Raw genomic sequence first — 20,988 nt, 5'->3', positions numbered from 1 at the left:
CCTGTTCTTTTGATAATTCAAAATTCATAATCTTTTCCTCCCTATTTTTATTTAGAATGTAAATTTCATTCTTGATTCTCATTCATTTTAGAAGCAATAATCATGCCATACATTTTTTAATTTATATCGTGCTTTAATATCCCCCCTATAGTAGGGCTTATTAATCACAATTAAAAAATTATACTTTATAAATTCTTGCACATTGCAAAAAATTTATTGCATGCTGCAATGGATTCTTTTGTATAAATATATTCAATTAATCAAGGATTTCTTTAAACGCCTGAATACGAGTACGTGCCTGTTCACTATTTAATTGCTGCTGATCTATTTCAAGGTAAAGCATTGGAATATCCTCATCTTCAAGTTGAGCTTTATATACAGGATAATCAAATTCTTCAGGATCACAGAATTTCAACATAGACACTACAACACCATCTGCATTGTTTTTCTTTGCAAGACCTATCAAAATATCCCCTCTCTTTTTTTGTGGATCATAGGCCAATGAAAATCCCTCAATATTTGCCCAAGCCTTTGCAAGTCTGTTTATAGAATCTCCTTTTTCCGGTACATCAGTACTAAATTGTAATGTTTCCTGGGCTAAATTGTCTCCAACTACATATAGTCCATTGTCTTCCATTATTGTTAGAAGTTCATCTGGTTCAGCCATTATACCGGTTAAAATAACTCTTTTACCATTACATTTGAATTTATCCATCTTATTAAGTTCTGTTATTAATTCTTCAACCAATTTGGTGTGCTTGACTTTATCCATAAAATAAGAACTCTTTATAACCCTATGTCTCTTTAAAGGCGTAATTATATCAAGATGTTTATTGGCTACTTCAGTAAATTTTCTCATGATTTTTCTGTGCTTGTTATAAATATCTATACTCTTTGAAATATCTTCATCACTAATTTTATGTCCACCTATTTCCTCAAGTTTCATTTTTATTTTTATATATTCACTTTCAAGGAGCCTTATACCAGCATCAATTTTCCTATTATGCGGATATACAATTTGTATTAATGGAATATTAGGTACAGAGACTTTCCAATCCTGGCCTATACATTTTAAAGTATCACAAAGTGAAGGAATGATAACCCCTGAAATGTCATTATAATCCCCTTTAATTCCAAGTTCTAGGGAAGCTTGTATTAATGAACAGGCAAACGCTGGAAGATATGATTTTGCCCTGTCAATTTCGACTTGTCCACCCCAGAGCCCAACAGGAAGCATATTTGCAGCATATACTATTTCCTCAGGACAATATTCTGGGAAACATCCTATTACTTTATGGCCGGTTTCATTTATATAATCTTTTACAGCTTTCTTGGGATCCTTAACAACCTTATCCATCTGTGATAAAATATCTTCTACTTTACTCATTTTCATTACCTCCCTGTTTTTTATTACTTTCCATTATTTCTGCCAATCCCTGTATTCTAGTTTCAAATTGTGCTTTAGTGAAATTTCTTGGGTCAGATTGATCTCCATCAAATCTGGTATATGGTACTCCTGTATTCTCTTCTACTCTTCTTGCAAGTTCATATTGAAGAAAGTCCATTATTTTACAACTTCTATTCATATGATATACTGCACCATCACATTTAAATTTCTTTATTACATCTGTTCTGCTATCTATCAGTCTATTGATATTTATGTTATTAAGAAGTGCACTATAAGCTTTTGCCATTCCATCTAAATCTCCTGATTCATACTGAATAGCCCATGTATCAAGATAAGCACTTCCAACCATATTTATTCCATATTTAGTAAAGAGCTTCAATTTATAACTTAAATAATTCCAGCATGGTATTCCATCATACATTATTCTGTATTTCTCTTCTCCTCTAAATGTAGTTTCACCATTGGCAGTATTTTCTTTAAGTTCTTTTACAAGTTGAGTAAATGTGTCTACAGTTTCCTGTTTTCCACGAGCACAAACTATAATAGCCATATAGTTAAATAAGTCAAAACCGCCCATTGGTGAAGGAACATTTTTAGCCAGACTCATTGCTTCCTTCCACAGGCTTCCTGCCTTTGATGAGATATCCATAATCTTTTTAAATTTATTCTCATCAAATTTTTTGCCTGTTATTTTTTCTAGCTGCTTTATTGCCTCTTCAAACTGGCCTTTTATATAGTCAATTTTTTCCCGAGTTACTTCATAGTCCACATTATATGGAGTATCAATCATAATTAGAGGTATATTATAGTGCTTAGCAAGATTCTCATACCATTTTTCAACAGTATTACACAAGTTGGTACAGCATAAAATAAAATCAGGTTCGGGTATATTCAAAGACTCACATTGCTTCTCATACATATATCCTAAATTTACTCTTGCATAAGAGCATATATCATTTGAATATCCCTTGCTTTCTGCGGTTTCACAGAGATCAAGAGATCCATGTTTTGCAGATACTGCAGCTGCATGATTTTCAGGATAAACAACATTAATGCCAAATGCTTCTGGAATTTCCTGTGGAAATATTGATGTAGCCCATCCCACAAGTTCTCCATTTTTTTTAGCTTTTGAAGCTTGTTCATATCCATCACTAATTATTTTTCTACACATTTGCATTGCTTTAGATTTTCCCATTATAAACATTCCTTTCTTATTTTATTTATTAATCTCTTCCCAGGCATATATGGCAGCCCCCAGTGCACCAATTATCTGTGCATGTTCTGAGACACTTATAGGCAATCCTATTTCACTTTCCATAAATCCAACCACACTGCTATTTTGGGCAACTCCACCAGTCATGGTTACATCTTTTTCTATTCCAATTCTCTTTGCAAGGCTTGATACTCTTCTTGCAATAGACCTATGAATCCCAGCAGCAATATCTTCAGGCTTTTTTCCTTCAGACAAATGTGAAATAACTTCTGATTCAGCAAAAACAGTACATGTACTGCTTATATCTACTTCACTTTCTGATTTACCAGCAAGTTTTGATAAATCAGAAATTTTAACTTCTAGGACATTTGCCATTACATCCAGGAAACGCCCTGTTCCGGCAGCACATTTATCATTCATCACAAAATTCATAAGCCTTCCACGGGAATTCAACTTTAATACTTTGGCATCCTGACCTCCAATGTCTATTATTGTCCTGACATTAGGGAATATACTGTATGCGCCTTTAGCATGGCAACTAAGTTCACTTACCTGCTTATCGGCATAATCAAAGTTCATTCTTCCATAACCTGTTGCAACTATTCTCTTTATATCATCCTTAGATAATTGTGATTTTTCAAACAGCTCTTTGATTACTCGAACAGGTCCGCTCGTGCCTGTCCCAACTGGAATAGTACTGCTAGATACTATATGTTTACCATCTCTTAAAATAACCCCTTTAGATGCGGTAGAACCTATATCTACACCCATAGTATACATATAAAAACCACCTTACTTTCTACAATTTTTATAATTATGCAATAGCCTCATCTTTTTTCAATTTTTCAATTTGTTCTGATGAATATCCTAATTCTAACATTATTATATTGGTGTTTTCTCCAAGTTTAGGAGCTCTGTTGGGATTCTGCTCTTCTATGGTATTAAATTTAACTGGTGAATTGACAATAATGCCTGTGTTTCCATTTTCATATTTTATTTTTCTCAAATAATCATTGTCCCAAGCTTGAGGATCATTCACAATATCCTCCCATGATTGAATTTTCTCAAAAGCTAAATCTGCTTTTTTAAATTCCCCCGACCATTCAGATAAATCTCTTTTTTGAATTTCCTCCTGTATTATCCTGGACATTTCTTCAGAATTTTTCACAGCATTTTCAACTGTACTGAACCTTTTATCTGCAGCAAGATCTTCACGTCCAATTGCCTTGCAAAAAGCATTTATATATCTTCCATATTCCTGTACACATATTTCCATCCATTTTCCGTCTTTACATTTATATGAATTTATAAGAGGACTTGGTGGCTCTTTCCTGGTTATGGGCCATCTATCCTTTTCATTCCTGCGATATTGAGCAGCTGCAATCATTACATTCATGTCATATATAGCTGTATTGTATAGTCCTACCGTAACTTTTTCACCTTTTCCAGTCTTACTTTTTCTATAAAGTGCAGCACATATTCCTGCGCCTAGAAACACTCCAGCCTGATTGTCACCAAATCCTACAACTGGATTTATGGGTGAAGTTCCCCTTTCCATCATAGGTCCCATTACTCCACCCCTTGCAAAATAAGCTGTATAATCAAATCCTGCTTTGGACCTATCCGGTCCTTTCTCACCATATCCCAATATTTGGGCAAAAATAAGTCCAGGAAATTTTTCTTTAAGTGTTTCATAGTCCAACCCTCTTTTTTTCAACGATACACTTCTTATATTGGTAATAAATACATCCGACTGTCCTAATATCTTATGGAGTATATCCATTCCATTTTTATTTTTTATATTTATACATATTCCTTTTTTATTAGAATTCATTGTCTCAAATAATGGATTCTCCTCTTCAGTTATAGGCATCTTATAATTTTGTCCTATTCTTCTTCCCGCATCTCCAGAAAGTGATTCAATCTTAATTACTTTTGCACCCCAGTCACCTAGAACTCTTGCACAGCCAGGTGCTGCTATAAAAGTAGACAATTCCGCAATTTTAACTCCAGCTAAAGGTTTTCCATAATTACTCATATACACCATCCTCTCTCCTTTACTTTTCACACTCTTGTAGTTTTGTATGTGATAAAGTTTATGAAATTAATAACAAACTTCGTTAATAATACACAGCAACAACCATGCCAAATATATTAAAAGTTATTTTATTCTTGATATTGGCTAGAATACATACTTTTTCAAATTACATAAAAATGGATTCTAAATAATCTATTGCAGAATGCAAAAGGTTCATTGCACTTTGCAATGAACCTTTTCTAAAGGTACTTTCCCTATTTATGTTTTTTTAACCTTCTATATATAGTAGATGGATCTATCCCAATAGCCTTAGCAGCACCAGTTACCGTACTATATTTATCCAATGCTTTTTGTATCATCGTTTCGTCAATAATATCATGTGCTTTATTTAAGTTCATCAATCCATTTACTACAATTTTGTCATCAGTATCATTATTCTTAGTAGATATATCCTTGCTTCCCAATTGAAGTATATACCAAAACTGTTTTTCACTTAGTGAATCATTTTCACTTAATATTACAATTCTTTCTACAACATTTTTCAACTCTCTTATATTGCCAGGCCAATTATAATCATGTAAAAATTCCATCATCTTTTTATCAAGCTTGACCTTCCTATTATATTTTCTATTATATCTATTAAGAAACACATGTACTAATGGAAAAATAGCTTCTCTCCTCTCTCTCAAAGGAGGTATATTAATAGGTATTACACTTAACCTGTAATATAGATCCTGTCTGAATTTCAAATTATTTGATAATTGCTTTTTCGATAGATTAGTAGCACAAATATATCTTACACTAATCTTTATGGATTTATTTCCACCTAACCGTTTTATTTCATTTTCTTGAAGTACCCTTAAAAGCTTTGTTTGCATGGATAAGCTCATTTCCCCAATCTCATCTAAAAAAATAGTGCCACCATTTGCATCTTCAAAAAGTCCCCTTCTTCCTCCCTTTTTAGCGCCTGTAAACGCACCATCTTCATAACCAAACAACTCAGATTCAAAAAGCTCAGATGGTATGGCTGCACAATTTACGGTAATAAAATTCTTATTATTACGTTCACTATTTTCATGTATGAATTTAGCTATTTCTTCTTTTCCTACACCAGATTCACCAGTAATAAATATTGGAGAATCTGTTTTGGCAGCTCTTATAGCCATTTTTATAACTTGTTTCATTTTATCACTTGAATATACTATATTTTCTCCTAAGCTTTTTTCCAAATTTTTAAGCCTATCAATATATTTATTTTTTTGTTTTTCTACTTCTGCAAGTCTGTCTTGAAGTTGTACTAAATTTGTTATATTTCTACCTGTAGCTATAACTTTCTGTATAACTCCATTTTTTGCAATAATAGGTATAGCAGTATAAGTAACAATCCTTCCACTTTTATATTTTACATTCATACTCAATGGTTTCTTGCTTTGAAAAACTTTGAGTATTATGGATTCTTCCATAAATTCATCTTTTTTTAATTGATCTATACTTTTACCTTCAAAAAATTTTCTATGAATTCCTGTAAGTTTATAAAATGCAGAATTAACTTTTTCTATTACTCTGTTTCTATTTACTATCATTACTATTCCATCTATACAATTAAATATAATATCCATCTCATCGATTTTATATTTTGTATTATCTATTATATACAAGTGATAAAACTTATTATCACATCTTATTTTATAATGCTGTACATTTACTTTAAATCCATTATCCTCGTATAATCTTTTTACTTCATTCTTATTACATATGTTATTTTTGTTATTTTTGTTATTATTAATAATATTATTAGATAAATTTTTAACTTTCAATATTTTACCATCTGAGTCCGTAATAATGCTACTAATGGGCAAACTTTCCAAAAAATCATCATTGATTTCCATAACAATTATTCCCCCTATTAATAATTTTAATTTAAGCAACTATTTATAATATTATTTATAAAAAGTATAACACAAGTTTAATTAATATTGATAAAAAAATAACTAATTTATGTGCAAAAAATTTCCTAAATAGTTAATCTTATTAAAATAATATAATCAATAATAAAAATAGTACTTAATATTATATTTGACAGAGTTCCTAACTATGGCATATTCAAAAAAAATAGTTTTTTTTAATAATTTCTATTTGAATATTATTATTTAATAATTTATAATTAGATGAGCACATATTATTCTACATATAGTATATATTGTTGAATTTTGATACAATATATAGTAAATCTATAGTTAAAGATAATACTTTTAGCTATATAATTTTGAAACATTAAAATACAGCGGAAAGGGATGATATATTGAATTTTATAAAGGATATATTTAAAAGATATTACACAAAATCATTGGAAAAAGATGTATCCAAAACAGTTTACGACTTATTTAAATGGAAAAAGGTAGATGTATTCTTAAAAGACCACAAGACAAATAAAGTACTTGTGGATATGAAAGATCTTGAATTTCCTGAACATTATTCTCAAAATGCCTGTGATATAATAGCTTCAAAATATTTTAGAAAAGCAGGTATTCCAGGAAAACCAGGATACGAAAGTAGTATGAAGTCTGTAGCAAACAGACTCGTCAATTTTTGGTGTCAAGCTTTAAAAGAAGAAAAACTGATAACTACAGAAAAAGATGCACAAATATTTTATGATGAATGCGTATATGCACTTTTAAATCAGATGTATGCCCCAAATTCTCCTCAATGGTTCAATACAGGGCTTAAATTATCATATGGGATAAAAGGAAACAAACAGGAGAATTATTATTTTGATGAAAAGCAACACAAAGTTGTTCTGTGTGATGACAACTACAGCAGAACTCAGGCATCAGCCTGCTTCATACTTTCAATACAGGATAAACTTCTTGGTCCTCACTCCATATCAGAACAATTTGTCACAGAGACCAAACTTTTTAAAGGTGGTTCTGGTACAGGAAGCAATTTTTCATCTATAAGAGCCAAGGGAGAAAAACTTTCAGGCGGAGGTGCTTCTTCAGGACTTATGAGTTTCTTAAAAGCTCTTGATAGGAATGCAGGAGCTATAAAGTCCGGAGGTACTACAAGAAGAGCTGCTAAAATGGTATGTCTTGATGTAAATCATCCTGAGATTATGGATTATATAACATGGAAATCAAAAGAGGAAGACAAGGTAAGAGCTCTTGGTAAAATGGGATATGACATGGATATGGATGGAGAAGCTTATGAGACAGTATCAGGTCAAAACAGCAATAATTCAGTGCGCTTTTCCGATGAATTTATGAAAAAAGTAGATACTCTGGACAAAAAACCTGAAGCAACTATTAAACTCACAGGCAGAGTGGATTCCAAAGTCACTAGAAAGGTAAAAGTGAAGGATATATGGGAAGCTTTTAATTCATCTGCATGGAAATGTGCTGATCCTGCTCCCCAGTTCGACGATACATTTAATGCCTGGCATACTTGTCCTGAAGGTGAAGATGGAAATATAAATGAACACTACAACAGAATAAATTCTACAAATCCTTGTGGTGAGTATGCCTTTTTAGATGATACTTCATGTAATCTTGCATCAATAAATATATATAAATTTTATAATGCTGATACAGATCATTTTGATATTGAAGGCTATCTTCACATAATACATCTTGTTCAATTGATTTTAGAAGCATCTATACAGTGGGGACAGTTTCCTACAGAGGACATAGCAAGAAAGACGTATATGTTTAGAACTACAGGGCTTGGTATATCAAATATAGCTTCCCTTTTCATGGTAATGAGATATCCCTATGATTCAGATGAAGCCAGGGCAATTGGAGCTTCACTTGTAGGAATACTTACAGGTGAATCATATTATACTTCCTCACTTATTGCTGGAGAAATTGGTCCTTTTAAGAAATTTGACATAAACAAACCATATATGATGAGAGTAATTAGAAATCATGCTAGGGCTGCAGGAGTAGATCTTGAAAAACTTACCATGGAGAGCAAAATAAAATACAGCAATGATTTTGAAAATTTAAATTACACCCCGTTAAAGGTAAACCATGACATTTTGGATAAAGAAAATCTATACTACATAAGCAAACAACTTAAGGAGAGTTTTGCAAAGGCACTTGTATCAGGAGAAAAATTCGGCTATAGAAATGCACAGGTTTCAGTACTTGCACCTACAGGTACCATATCATTTGCAATGGACTGCGGGGCTACTTCCATAGAACCATTTTTCAGTCACATTGTGTATAAGAAACTATCCGGCGGCGGATTCATGACTATAATGAATCCTGTTATAACAACGTCACTAAAAAAACTAGGCTACACTAAAGACCAAATAGAAGACATACTTGCATATGTACTCGAAAAACAGAACGTGACTGATAATGGATTCACCTATGAAAAAATATTGGATGGTAAAATAGAAGGTGCGCCTCATCTGAAAGATAGCCATATAGCTATATTTGATACTTCCAACAAATGTGGAAGTGGTGAAAGATATATAGCACCCATGGGGCATGTAAAAATGGTTGCAGCCCTTACTCCTCTTATATCTGGTGCCATATCCAAAACTGTAAACTTGCCAAAAACTGCTTCAGTACAGGATTTCAAGGACGTTATCTTGTCATCCTGGAAATTGGGTGTAAAGGGAATAACTTTATATAGAGATTCATCAAAAGCGGCTCAACCCTTAAATACAAGTCTTTCAAATGATGACGATATAAAGTTGGAAGATTTAACTTATAAACAGCTGCTGAACAGGGTAAAAGAAATTCAAAAGGGCATTAAATACTCAAAACGCGAAAAACCTATAGGAATAAGAAATGGAACCACACATCCTGCACAAATAGATGATGTAAAAATATACACTACTGTAAACAGGCGTTCAAATGGAGAAATATCAGAAATATATATAACTACCGACAGAGAAGGTACTATAATAACAGGGCTTTTAAATTCACTTTCAAAATCAATATCGGTAATGCTGCAATACCATGTACCACCTCAGGATATTTCAAGAATGCTTAGGGGCCAGAAATATGAACCTTATGGATTTGTACAAAAACACCCTTATATAAAATATGTTTCTTCTATTTCAGATTTGGTCAGCAAGGTAATAGATATAGAACTTGGAGACTTTTCAAGATGCCAGGTAAAGCCTGAGAATTATGATAAAAGCACTATAATTCCAAATGACAGCAAAGATGAAATAAACAACTCTAATACTGATTACCCTGAAATATCACCTCAGAAAGTGCAGGGAGAAAGGGTATATGGATCTGTATGTCCTAACTGCTCAAGTACTAGAATGGTGAGAAATGGAACTTGTATGGTATGCATGGACTGTGGCTCCACCACAGGATGCAGCTAAGCAGACACACAAAATCTACGATTTTGATGTGGTCGCTTACTCATTCGACTGAAAGGAGAAGGAGTTTCATATAAAGGATAGAACCCAAATCTCTGATTTGGTGTGAGTCGCTTACTCATTCGACTGAAAGGAGAAGGAGTTTCCTTTAAAGAACTGAACCATAAATTTTAGATTTTGTGATGGTCGCTTACTCCTATGACCCTAGGAAATAGGAGTTTCCTTTAAAAAACTTCATTAATAAAATAAGACATGAATTATTTTATTAAAACAGCTCATGTCTTATTTTGTCAAATTATATACAATTCTATTTTCAGATAAAAAAAAAGCCTACATGGGGGAGCATGCGGCTAAATAGGGGATATTAATAGTAAAACTTTCGCTTCACTACTAAATTATAATAACATTAACCCATAAATAAGTCAATATATTTAACTAAAAATATTCTATTTTCGACAAATATGCTTACTTTTTATTGTTGCGCGCCCTATTGGGTTTAGCTTTAGGTCTGATTTTTATATCATTTCGTTTTCCTTTTTTATTCATAGATCCATTTTGTATGTCTAAAAACCACAAAAATAAAATTATAAATATTGCAGAACCCACATATTGAAGTATAGAATTATTCACACTTTTCTTTAAAAAAGCATTTGCTATACTTGGTACAAAAAAAGCAATTACAGCTAACACAAGAAGCACTATTTTATTAGGATGAAATTTCACAAAAACATATTTTTTCAACAAAGTATACACTACCAAAAATATTATGGCAATAAATATCATCTGGAATATAAAATTTTTCCAAGGCATTATGTCTCCTCCTCATTATATGTAAATTATTTTATTCAAATAACGTTTTAACTTTTTTTAATTTCTTCCGTATTTCAATTTTCTGCGGGCAATGTGATTCGCACTTTCCACATTGTCTGCAATTAGATGCTTTTTGACTATATGTAAGCCTATTGTATGCTGACTCCAACTTATCCATGTTAAATATATAATGATCATTGTATGCACTAAAACATCCTGAAATGTTAACTCCTACCGGACATGGCATGCAATATTCACACGCCGTACAATTAACTTTGGTTTTTTGTTTTACTATATCTTTAACTTCATCTATTGCATTAAATTCATCTTCTGTCATTGAATTTGGTGCTGCATTATTGGCTATTTTTATATTTTCTACAACTTGACTCATATCATTCATACCACTTAATACTACTGATACTTCCGGATGATTCCATACCCATTTTAAAGCCCATTCTGGAAGTGTCCTTTCATTGTTTGCTTTATTTAAAATTATTTTTGCTTCTCCTGGAAGACTGTTCACAAGTTTTCCTCCCCTTAAAGGTTCCATAATTGTAATACCAAAATCCTTTTTAGAAGCATATCGCAAGCCTTCCTTTCCAGCCTGAAAATTCTCATCTAAATAATTATATTGTATCTGACAAAATGACCAATTGTAGTAATCTGCTATTTCTTTAAACGCATCCAATTTATCATGGAATGAAAAACCTGCATATTTTATTCTACCATCTTTTAAAGCAGAATCCAAAAATTCATCAACTCCATTTTTCTTTAAATTATTCCATACATCCTTATTGAGAGCATGCAGCAGATAAAAGTCTATATGATCTGTTTCCAATCTTTTCAACTGATCATTTAAATACTTATCCATGTCTTCTCTTGTTTTTATCAACCAGCTTGGAAGCTTAGTTGCCAATTTTACTTTATCCCTGTATCCATCTTTTAAAACCTTTGCAAGAAAAGGTTCACTTTGTCCCCCACTTCGCATTCCCTTGCCATGATAAGGATAGGCAGTATCTATATAGTTTACACCTTGGTCTATTGCAAAACGAATTAAATCAGTAGATTTTTTTTCATCAATACTAGTTGGATCATTTTTTGAAATAAGAGGCAGCCTCATACATCCAAATCCCAAAATTGAAACCATTTCATCTGTTTTCCCAAATCTTCTGTAAAGCATAATATCCCCCCATTGATTTAGTATATGATTTAATAATAAACATTTATTCGTCTATTATCAATACAAATTAAATAAAACGTCCCCACATTTCCGTGAAAGACGTTTATATTTAAATCCTATTATGGGTACAAATAATATTGCTATTCCGATGGCAATATACACTAATGGCATATAAAATCATCCCTTCCTTAATTTATTTTAATCGTTTGCTATATAAATTATTTTTTATCTCCTATGATATTAAATAGGAGCTAAACTTTACTTTATTTATTTTTTTCTACAGCATGTCCTCCGAATTCATTTCTAAGAGCTACAGCTACTTTGCCTGTAAATGTATCATCCTCTTGGGATCTATATCTCATGAAAAGAGAAAGGGTAATTACAGGTGCAGGCACTCCAAGATCAAGAGCCTCTTGCACTGTCCACTTTCCTTCTCCTGAAGAATTCATCAAACCCTTTATTGAGCCTAAATTCTTATCATGAACAAATGCGTCTTCCATAAGTTCCATTAACCATCCTCTTATTACAGATCCATGATTTCTTACCTTGCTTTATCATAATTTTTTCCACTGACTGACATAGGAAAAATACAGCCTTGGCATTAACATTCATTACAAAATCCCAATCTTCATGAGGAAATTCCATACTGGGATTCCTTTTTTGTACACCTGCATTGTTTATTAATATATCAACATTGCATAGCTTCACTTCTAAAACTTGATTTTCTTCCATAAGACACAAGTACTATATCTGACACTTTGCTTATAGGTGATTTTGCATTTCCTGTAATAGATATAACTTTCACTCCATTTTTTATACCTATTTTTATAGCATCTATAAGTTCTTTATTACTGTCTGAATTAGAAAAAGCCATTATTACATCGTCCTGTTTTGCCATGGAGGATATCATAGCCTGCCAGTGAGAGTCCGTTTTTACCACACATCTTATCTCCGTTCTTATAAATTTATGATAAGCATAATGCGCAAGACTCCCTGAACCTCCCATACCATAAAATATTATCTGATTTGATTTTAAAATCGAATCTACAGAATTTTCAAGATTTTTCTCACTATTTATTTTTACTGTATTCTTCAAACTATATTTGTTTGAATTTAAAAGTTAGATCCTGATAACCCTTATATCCAATTTATTGCACAACCTAAATACAGTTGCATCACTTACGGAACTACTTTCTGCTCTTTAATATTTAATGATGAATATACTTTCCTTATTCTTTCCAAGCATCCCCTATTTGCTTTCATAACATTCTCCTATTGAAATTAATTTTGACACTTACGTGATTTTTTATTTGTTTTAATAGGCCTAACCTGTGATATAATTATTCCTAAAAACATAACCATACATCCAATTAAAGCTCTTAACTCAAGCTTTTCACCCAATATAAGAAAACCTCCTACTGCGGCAAATACACTTTCCAGACTCATTATAATTGCTGAATGAGTAGGCTCTGCATATTTTTGACCAAGTATTTGAAAAGTATAAGCAACACCTACTGAAAATATCCCAGCATATATTATTGGAATTAATGCATTTTTAATATTGGGAATGTACATATTTTCTGTGAAAACTGCAACTATTAAGCTCAGCAAGGCACAAGTTACAAATTGAAAAAATGCCAGTTTAATACAATCAACTTTATTCGCAAAATATCCTATTATGAGTATTTGGGATGCAAATAAAAATGAAGATATTAACTGCAGCATATCACTATACTTTACGGTAAATCCACCTGTAACACAAAGCAAGTACAATCCTATAATTGCTGTAAGGGCTCCAATCCATAAATTGATGTCAATGTGCTGCTTCAAAAATATTCCAAACAGTGGGACAATAACAATATATAGCCCTGTTATAAATGCAGCCTTACCTGCAGTAGTTCCTTCAAGTCCAATTTGTTGAAATGAGGAAGCTAAAAACAAGAACATTCCTGCAATTATTCCTCCAAAAGCAGCTCTTTTTAATGAATATTGTTTTGCAGAATCACTTTTATATAAAATCATAACCGGGATTAAAGATATAGCACCAAGAACAAATCTTATTCCATTAAAAGTAAATGGTTCTACGAATCTGACCACAAATCTCTGAGCTGCAAATGCGAACCCCCATATAAGGGCGGTAATTAAAAGATATACATATGATTTAATACTGTTCTTCTCCATATACTTATATTTCTCCCTTAATTCAAATAAACAATAGGCTGAATTATATTCAGCCTATCATAACTATATAATATATTATTTTAATGATCATGTTAATATCAAATCAAAGATTTTGGATGTATTTTTTAATGAAACTCCTTCTCCTTTTTAGTCGAATGAGTAAGCTACCATCACAAAATCAAAGATTTTGGATGTCTGCTTAGAATAAATATTTTTCTCCTGGTTTTCTTGTAAATACTGTAACATCATCAATTTGATCCTGCTGACATACGAATCTTGTCATTCTCTCAAGTCCAAAACCAGCTCCTGCAGTTTTAGGAATCTTACCCTGTTTTGCAAGTTCAATATAATTTCTAAATGCATGCTCGTCTACATCCAGTTCTCTCATTCTAGTCAGAATTCTATCATATTTATATTCTCTTTCTCCACCACTTAAACCTTCAACATATCCCATGGGCCAGATCAAGTCATAGTTTCTATAAGTTCCCTTATTCTCCAAATCCTCTGCATCATAAAATTCTCTTTTATGGTTTATAAGCCAGAATGGTTGCACAGCTGCCTTAGAAGCTTCCATTTCAAAATCATCACCATATTTTTCCCTAAGTTCCTGAGTAGTATATCTCTTGAAAGGAGCAATTATATCAAGGTGTGAAGTTCCTATACCCAACGCTTTGAATTCTTCTGCACAACTTTCTTTAATAGAATCAAATATATATTTTATTAAACCCTCTTCAAATTCAAATATAGTGTCCATAGTTGCATTTTTAAATTCAAGATCAACTTGTGTAAATTCAAATAAATGTCTTACATCACCTTTTTCTTCTTTTTCAAGTCTTACATTTGGAGATACTATATATATTTTATCTATATAAGGGCTTGAAAGTATTACCTGCTTATGAAAGATCATGGACTTTGTTATATCAAACTTTTGTCCTTCATATGTTAAACCGCAATCTTCCACATCATGGTTCAATGTATCCGTAATAGGGGATATCATAACAGGTGATATTCTAGTTATACCTTTTTTATACATATATTCGTCCACTGATTTTACTATAGTCTGTTGAACACGGAGTATGTGTGGTAATTCCTTTCTTCCTATCTTCTTTATTTCTTTATCTAAAACCTTCAATTCTGCTTTTCTTCCTTGTTCTTCTAATATAGTAGCCATAAATACATCCTCCTCGTATTAAACACAAATCAATCAAGTTGTGTTTCAATTTCCATAGTTCCATTAACAATATAATAATACTTTTCAGGCCAAGTTGCAATATTAACAAATAATTTTTAATATTTTTATTATTTAGTCATTAAACGTTTTAGATTTTTAATAATTTTAGATTTTTTTCTCTAAGAAAACGTTTTCTATTGTTAAATTAATAATTTATTTAAATTATTATCTACGATAATGGTTTAAGTATATAGCCAAATAGGTTAAAATATAAGTAGATTTATATTAAAGTTACAAATTATTTTAAAAAGTATTTTCTGTGTGATAGGAAATACTTTACAAAATTACCATAATGTTAATATTTGCATAGTATGTAGTGCAAAACAAAGGAGTGTTTTTATTGAATTCAAATTTAAAAATTAATGGCCTGGATGATTTAGACATCCAAATTCTTGATATACTGATTAAGGACTCTAGAACTCCTTATCTTGAAATAGCCAGGCAGTGCCATGTAAGTGGTGGAACCATTCATGTTAGAATGAAAAAAATGGAAGATATGAGTATAATAAAGGGTACAAAGCTTATTATAGATAACTCTAAAATAGGATATGATGTATGCTGCTTTATAGGAATTTATTTAGACAGGGCAAGAGATTTCAACGAAGTATTAGATGAAATGAAAGCTATAAATGAAATTGTTGAACTTCACTATACTACGGGAGAATATTCAATATTCATAAAAGTAATATGTAAAAATATAGCAGATCTTCAATCCTTGCTCATGAACAAGATACAATCTGTAGAAGGTATACAGAGAACAAACACATTTATATCCCTATATCAACCTATTGATAGAAGCATATATATAGATTCGCTTGAATCTACTGGCGGTAAATCACATAAAAATTCATCAAGCAAATAGTTGATATATACTTATAATTTATAATACAACTGCACATAATATACCTGATAAATTAAAAAGGAGATGTAGCTTATGAAAACATTAGATACTATAGCTCTTATATTAGTTATCATAGGTGCAGTAAACTGGGGTTTAATTGGATTTGTACAGTATGATTTATTGGCCTCATTATTCGGTACTATGTCAGCTCTTACAAGAACTCTATATGCGCTTGTAGGAATTTGTGGTCTGTATTCGATATCATTTCTCGGAAGAGATAGGGATGCCACTACAACTGATGCCAAATAATTTTAAACAGCTATAATAATCATATTATAAAAAAGGATCGACTAAGATTTAATCCTTAATCGCTCCTTTTTTTAATTGCAATTTTTTATAGTATGAAGATTTTTAACTTATTGTTTAAGTTCTTTTTTTATTCCCCTGTTTATGGAGTTATTGTAATCTATAAAGTCATATACATCTTCTTCAAAAAGATTACTAAATTTTTGTAATTCAGGAATTGAAAGTTCTTCTATTGATTTTTCTTTTTCTTCACAGTAAAGTACAATTTCTCCTATTACCTTATGTGCATCCCTGAATGCCATTCCCTTGTTGACAAGATAATCAGCTGCTTCTGTAGCATTTAAAAAGCCTGTCTTTACAGCTTTTAATGTTTTATCCTGATTTACCTTCAATGTAGACAACATTCCATTCATTATTTTAGTGCAGCTAAGTACAGTTTTAACTGAATCAAAGAACTGCTCCTTATCTTCCTGCATATCCTTATTGTAGGCGAGTGGAATTCCCTTCATTGTGGTTAAAAGAGACATTAGATCTCCATATACTCTTCCTGTCTTACCCCTTATAAGTTCGGCTGCATCAGGATTTTTCTTCTGAGGCATTATACTGCTTCCTGTTGAAAATTCATCATCTATGGTTACGAATCCAAATTCTTTGCTGCTCCAAAGTATAAGTTCCTCACTCAATCGGCTAAAATGCATCATCATTATTGAGAAATCAGATAATAGTTCCAATGCATAATCCCTATCACTTACACCATCCAGGAAATTACTTACAGGTTTTTTAAATCCAAGTTCTTCTGCAGTAAAATTTCTATCAATATCATAAGTAGTTCCAGCAAGTGCACAGCATCCCAATGGGCTTTCATCTAATATTTCCCTGGCATTTCTTATCCTTCTCTTATCTCTTTCAAGCATATTGTAGTAGGCCATTATATGATGCTTGAATGTAACTACCTGTGCCCTTTGAAGATGAGTGTATCCCGGCATTATGAAATTATTCTCAGCTCCCAGTTTTTTCATTGTATTTTGCAGTTCCTCTATGTTTTCTATAACTTCCTTTGCTTTATTTTTGGCATATAATCTAAAATCCAGAGCAACCTGATCATTTCTGCTTCTGGAGGTATGAAGCTTTTTTGCAACTTGACCAATTCTATCAAGCAAATTACTTTCTACAAAACTGTGTATATCCTCATAGTCCCCTTCGATCTTAAGCTTTCCAGTTTCAATATCTGAAAGTATTGATTGTAGACCATTTAATATGCTGTCTCTTTCTTCGCTGGATAATATATTACATTTTGCAAGCATCTTTACATGAGCCATGCTTCCAGTTATATCTTCTCTATAAAGTGCCCTATCAAAACTCAATGAACTGTTGAAATCTTCCATAAGCTTACTTTCAGATTTTTTAAATCTTCCGCCCCATAACTTCATATAATTTTCCTGTCCTTTCTTTTATAAATATCACAATTCTAAATTACTCCATCTATATTAAGATGGAGCAATCTGTATATTTCTATTCTATTTTAATGAAGCTCCTTCTCTTTCTGGTCGAATCAGTACTCACCTGCGTAAGCGACTATCACAAAATCAAAGACTTTGGATATCTGCTTAACCAATTCGCACCAAATCGTAGATTTGAGCTCACTGCTTGTCTGCCATAGCTTTTATTTTGCTTGGTAGTGTAAATATCTTGATGAAACCAGCTGCATCTTTGTGATCATATAAATTACTAGCTCCAAATGATGATATGCTCTCATTATATAGAGGTTTTTTTGCATCAGTTCCCGCAGTAATTACATTTCCTTTGTATATCTTAAGTTTAACTGAACCTGTAACGTTACTCTGGGTTGATTCTACAAAAGCATCCAATGCTTCTCTGAGAGGAGTGAACCAAAGTCCATCATAAACAAGTTCCGAATATTTTTGAGATATAACTTGTTTATAATGATAAGTATTCTTATCTATTGTAATTCTCTCAAGGCATCTGTGTGCAGCATATAATACTGTTCCGCCTGGAGTTTCATATACACCTCTTGATTTCATTCCAACAAGTCTATTTTCTACTATATCAATTATTCCTACTCCATTTCTTCCTGCTATTTCATTTAACTTAGTTAAAAGTTCTAATGGTTCCAGTTCTTTTCCGTCCAGTTTTTTAGGAACTCCCTGTTCAAAATAAATCTCTATATATTCAGGCTTGTCTGGTGCTTCCTCTACAGGTGTAGTCATGGAATACATACTTCTCTTGTGTTCATTTCTTGGATCTTCAAGATCTCCACCTTCATGACTTACATGCCATACATTTTTATCTTCTGAATATATTTTCTTCTTTGTAGCAGTAACTTCTACTCCCTTGGCATGTGCATAGTCTATAGCATCTTCTCTTGATTCTATATCCCATAATCTCCATGGGGCAATTATCTGTATTGTAGGGTCAAAACTTGCTATTCCAGTTTCAAAACGGACTTGATCATTTCCCTTTCCAGTACAGCCATGTGCTATGTACTTTGCTCCTTCCTTGTGGGCAATTTCAACCAATCTTTTTGACATAAGAGGTCTTGCAAGAGATGTTCCAAGTAAATATTCATCTTCATATACTAAATGTGCCTTTACTGCTTTAAAAAGATATTCTTTTACAAATTCTGCTTTTAAATCTTCTACATATACTTTAGATGCTCCGGTCCTTATTGCCTTTTCTTCCACTGCTTTTAAATCGTCTCCCTGACCTACATCCATACAAGCAGCTATAACTTCAAGATCATAGTTTTCCTTAAGCCATGGAATTATAATAGAAGTATCCAAACCTCCTGAATATGCTAGTACAACTTTATCTTTCATAAAATTACCCTCCATCTTATAAATTTTAATATTTTCTTATTTAAATACTTTATTTAGGAAACTCTTGGTTCTCTCCTGTTTAGGATTGTCAAAAACATCCTCCGGCTTTCCCTGTTCAACTATCTTGCCTTCATCCATAAATATAACCCTGTCGGCAACTTCTTTTGCAAATCCCATTTCATGTGTTACAACAATCATGGTCATACCATCCTCTGCAAGCTTTTTCATTACATTCAAAACTTCTCCAACAAGTTCCGGGTCAAGTGCTGATGTAGGTTCATCAAACAGCATTATATCAGGATTCATAGCAAGTGCTCTTGCTATTGCAACTCTCTGTTTCTGGCCGCCTGACAATTTTGAAGGATAGTAATCCATCTTATCAGACAATCCAACTTTATCTAAAAGCATTTTAGCTCTTTCACGAACCTGCTTTTTATTCTCTTTTTTTACTACAACGGGTGCTTCCATTATATTTTGGATTGCTGTCTTATGGGGAAAAAGATTAAATGTTTGAAATACCATTCCCATTTTTGTAGCTATCTTTCTAAGAAATCTTTTATCCTTTGGATTAAGTCTTTCTCCTTCTATGATAATTTCTCCGCCGTTTATATCTTCTAAATGGTTGAGGCATCTTAGAAATGTACTTTTACCTGAACCAGAAGGCCCTATTACTACTAATACTTCACCCTTCTTTACTTTCACATTCAAGTTTTCAAACACTGTCAGGTCATTAAATTTCTTTGTTAAATTTGAAGCCTCTATCATGTATTTATTTCCATCTGAAGCTTTATATCCATCTACAGCTGCAGTTTCCATAAATATTCACCTCTTCTATTTTAATTATAAACTGATAATCTTCTTTCTATTATACCAAATACGGTAGTAAAAACAGTAGTCATTATAAGGTAGAACACTGCTGCTGTTAAAAATACAGATATTGGGTCAAAACTAGTTGCATATATCTGTTGGGCAGATCTCATAAGTTCAACCATTGCTATAGTTGAGACAAGAGAAGTGTCTTTTAATATAGATATAAATTCATTTCCCACTGGAGGTATTATAACTTTAAATGTCTGAGGCAGTATTATCCTCTTCATAGTCTGAGTATAGCTGAAGCCTAAAGCTTTTGCAGCTTCAAATTGCCCTTGATCTATAGATTGGATCCCTCCTCTTATTATCTCTGCCATATATGCGCCGCAGTTTAATGCAAGACCTATTACAGCCGCTGTAAAAGGAGTTAATTCTATACCTATAAAAGGTAGTCCATAATAGAAAAAAAACAACTGAAGCAAAAGAGGTGTCCCTCTGAATATCCACGTATAAAAATTTGAAACATATTTTAGGACTAAATTATTTGACAATCTTAAAAGTGCAAGTAATATTCCAAGTATACTCCCTAATATTATAGTAATAACTGTCAACTCAACAGTCATTACACTTCCTTTCAAAAGAATTGGAAGTATATTTTTGATAAAATCTATATCCATTACTCCTGTTCCTCTTCCCTTTAATTTTACACTAACTATTTTTTATACTCATCAGTTCCAAACCACTTAATTGAAAGTTTAGACAATGTTCCATCCTTTTTCATTTCATCTAATG

At 32.2% G+C, this 20,988-nt stretch carries 19 protein-coding genes; 3 read left to right on the top strand and 16 right to left on the bottom strand.

Annotated elements, in window-relative coordinates; translation table 11 throughout:
• Positions 1–256: 256 nt before the first annotated feature.
• The 5 genes from J418_RS0114320 to J418_RS0114300 form a co-directional block, all read right to left on the bottom strand.
• Positions 257–1,387, bottom strand: coding sequence for a 2-hydroxyacyl-CoA dehydratase subunit D (locus J418_RS0114320; RefSeq protein ID WP_017895939.1), 1,131 nt, complete (start codon positions 1,385–1,387; stop codon positions 257–259).
• On the bottom strand, positions 1,380–2,603 hold the full coding sequence (locus J418_RS0114315) for a 2-hydroxyacyl-CoA dehydratase subunit D (RefSeq protein ID WP_017895938.1): 1,224 nt from the start codon (positions 2,601–2,603) through the stop codon (positions 1,380–1,382). The genes J418_RS0114320 and J418_RS0114315 overlap by 8 nt, the downstream gene beginning before the upstream one ends.
• A gap of 21 nt (positions 2,604–2,624) precedes the next feature.
• Entirely contained in the window at positions 2,625–3,401 is a 777-nt protein-coding gene (locus J418_RS0114310) for an acyl-CoA dehydratase activase (protein ID WP_017751532.1), read from the bottom strand.
• 34 nt (positions 3,402–3,435) lie between these two features.
• Positions 3,436–4,659, bottom strand: a complete 1,224-nt coding sequence (locus J418_RS0114305) for a CaiB/BaiF CoA transferase family protein (RefSeq protein ID WP_026142669.1) — start codon at positions 4,657–4,659, stop codon at positions 3,436–3,438.
• Positions 4,660–4,913: 254 nt separating this feature from the next.
• The gene (locus J418_RS0114300; protein ID WP_017895936.1) at positions 4,914–6,548 is read right to left on the bottom strand and encodes a sigma-54 interaction domain-containing protein; all 1,635 of its coding nucleotides are present in this window, start codon (positions 6,546–6,548) and stop codon (positions 4,914–4,916) included.
• Positions 6,549–6,961: 413 nt separating this feature from the next.
• On the opposite strand from J418_RS0114300, the gene J418_RS0114295 reads away from it, so the two are divergent.
• Complete coding sequence (locus J418_RS0114295; protein ID WP_017895935.1) at positions 6,962–10,003, top strand: vitamin B12-dependent ribonucleotide reductase; 3,042 nt, start codon at positions 6,962–6,964, stop codon at positions 10,001–10,003.
• Positions 10,004–10,465: 462 nt separating this feature from the next.
• Here the strand turns inward: J418_RS0114295 and J418_RS0114290 are convergent, their stop codons facing one another.
• The 7 genes from J418_RS0114290 to J418_RS0114260 all read right to left on the bottom strand — a co-directional run bounded on the left by J418_RS0114290 (position 10,466) and on the right by J418_RS0114260 (position 15,342).
• On the bottom strand, positions 10,466–10,810 hold the full coding sequence (locus tag J418_RS0114290; RefSeq protein WP_017895934.1) for a hypothetical protein: 345 nt from the start codon (positions 10,808–10,810) through the stop codon (positions 10,466–10,468).
• Between the two features lie 31 nt (positions 10,811–10,841).
• Complete coding sequence (locus J418_RS0114285) at positions 10,842–11,990, bottom strand: aldo/keto reductase (RefSeq protein ID WP_017751527.1); 1,149 nt, start codon at positions 11,988–11,990, stop codon at positions 10,842–10,844.
• Between the two features lie 263 nt (positions 11,991–12,253).
• Positions 12,254–12,499, bottom strand: coding sequence for a hypothetical protein (locus J418_RS0114280; protein WP_017895933.1), 246 nt, complete (start codon positions 12,497–12,499; stop codon positions 12,254–12,256).
• Positions 12,468–12,722 carry an SDR family NAD(P)-dependent oxidoreductase gene (locus tag J418_RS0114275; protein ID WP_207736470.1) on the bottom strand — a complete coding sequence of 85 codons (255 nt, stop codon included), beginning with the start codon at positions 12,720–12,722 and terminating at the stop codon, positions 12,468–12,470. The genes J418_RS0114280 and J418_RS0114275 overlap by 32 nt, the downstream gene beginning before the upstream one ends.
• Entirely contained in the window at positions 12,679–13,086 is a 408-nt protein-coding gene (locus J418_RS15750) for an SIS domain-containing protein (RefSeq protein WP_017895931.1), read from the bottom strand. Before J418_RS15750 ends, J418_RS0114275 begins: the two co-directional genes overlap by 44 nt.
• A gap of 185 nt (positions 13,087–13,271) precedes the next feature.
• Positions 13,272–14,171: a DMT family transporter gene (locus J418_RS0114265; RefSeq protein WP_017895930.1), complete on the bottom strand. Its 900-nt coding sequence runs from the start codon at positions 14,169–14,171 to the stop codon at positions 13,272–13,274.
• Between the two features lie 199 nt (positions 14,172–14,370).
• Entirely contained in the window at positions 14,371–15,342 is a 972-nt protein-coding gene (locus J418_RS0114260; RefSeq protein WP_017751522.1) for an asparagine synthetase A, read from the bottom strand.
• A 400-nt stretch (positions 15,343–15,742) separates the two neighbouring features.
• On the opposite strand from J418_RS0114260, the gene J418_RS0114255 reads away from it, so the two are divergent.
• On the top strand, positions 15,743–16,264 hold the full coding sequence (locus J418_RS0114255) for an Lrp/AsnC ligand binding domain-containing protein (RefSeq protein WP_017895929.1): 522 nt from the start codon (positions 15,743–15,745) through the stop codon (positions 16,262–16,264).
• Positions 16,265–16,336: 72 nt separating this feature from the next.
• The gene (locus J418_RS0114250; protein WP_017751520.1) at positions 16,337–16,552 is read left to right on the top strand and encodes a DUF378 domain-containing protein; all 216 of its coding nucleotides are present in this window, start codon (positions 16,337–16,339) and stop codon (positions 16,550–16,552) included.
• A gap of 107 nt (positions 16,553–16,659) precedes the next feature.
• Here J418_RS0114250 and argH read toward each other — a convergent pair whose 3' ends face one another.
• The 4 genes from argH to ehuC all read right to left on the bottom strand — a co-directional run bounded on the left by argH (position 16,660) and on the right by ehuC (position 20,873).
• Positions 16,660–17,979, bottom strand: a complete 1,320-nt coding sequence (gene argH, locus J418_RS0114245; protein WP_017751519.1) for an argininosuccinate lyase — start codon at positions 17,977–17,979, stop codon at positions 16,660–16,662.
• A gap of 210 nt (positions 17,980–18,189) precedes the next feature.
• Complete coding sequence (locus J418_RS0114240) at positions 18,190–19,386, bottom strand: argininosuccinate synthase (RefSeq protein ID WP_017895928.1); 1,197 nt, start codon at positions 19,384–19,386, stop codon at positions 18,190–18,192.
• Positions 19,387–19,422: 36 nt separating this feature from the next.
• A complete protein-coding gene (locus J418_RS0114235; RefSeq protein ID WP_017751517.1) occupies positions 19,423–20,202 on the bottom strand; it encodes an amino acid ABC transporter ATP-binding protein in 780 nt (259 codons plus the stop codon).
• Positions 20,203–20,222: 20 nt separating this feature from the next.
• Positions 20,223–20,873 carry an ectoine/hydroxyectoine ABC transporter permease subunit EhuC gene (ehuC, locus tag J418_RS0114230; RefSeq protein WP_017895927.1) on the bottom strand — a complete coding sequence of 217 codons (651 nt, stop codon included), beginning with the start codon at positions 20,871–20,873 and terminating at the stop codon, positions 20,223–20,225.
• Between the last annotated feature and the right edge of the window lie 115 nt (positions 20,874–20,988).

This window comes from Clostridium tyrobutyricum DSM 2637 = ATCC 25755 = JCM 11008 (genome assembly GCF_000359585.1).
Taxonomy (GTDB): Bacteria; Bacillota; Clostridia; order Clostridiales; family Clostridiaceae; genus Clostridium_B; species Clostridium_B tyrobutyricum.
The sequence above is the reverse complement of the archived record's forward strand: the minus strand, read 5'-3'. Positions and strand labels throughout refer to the sequence as shown.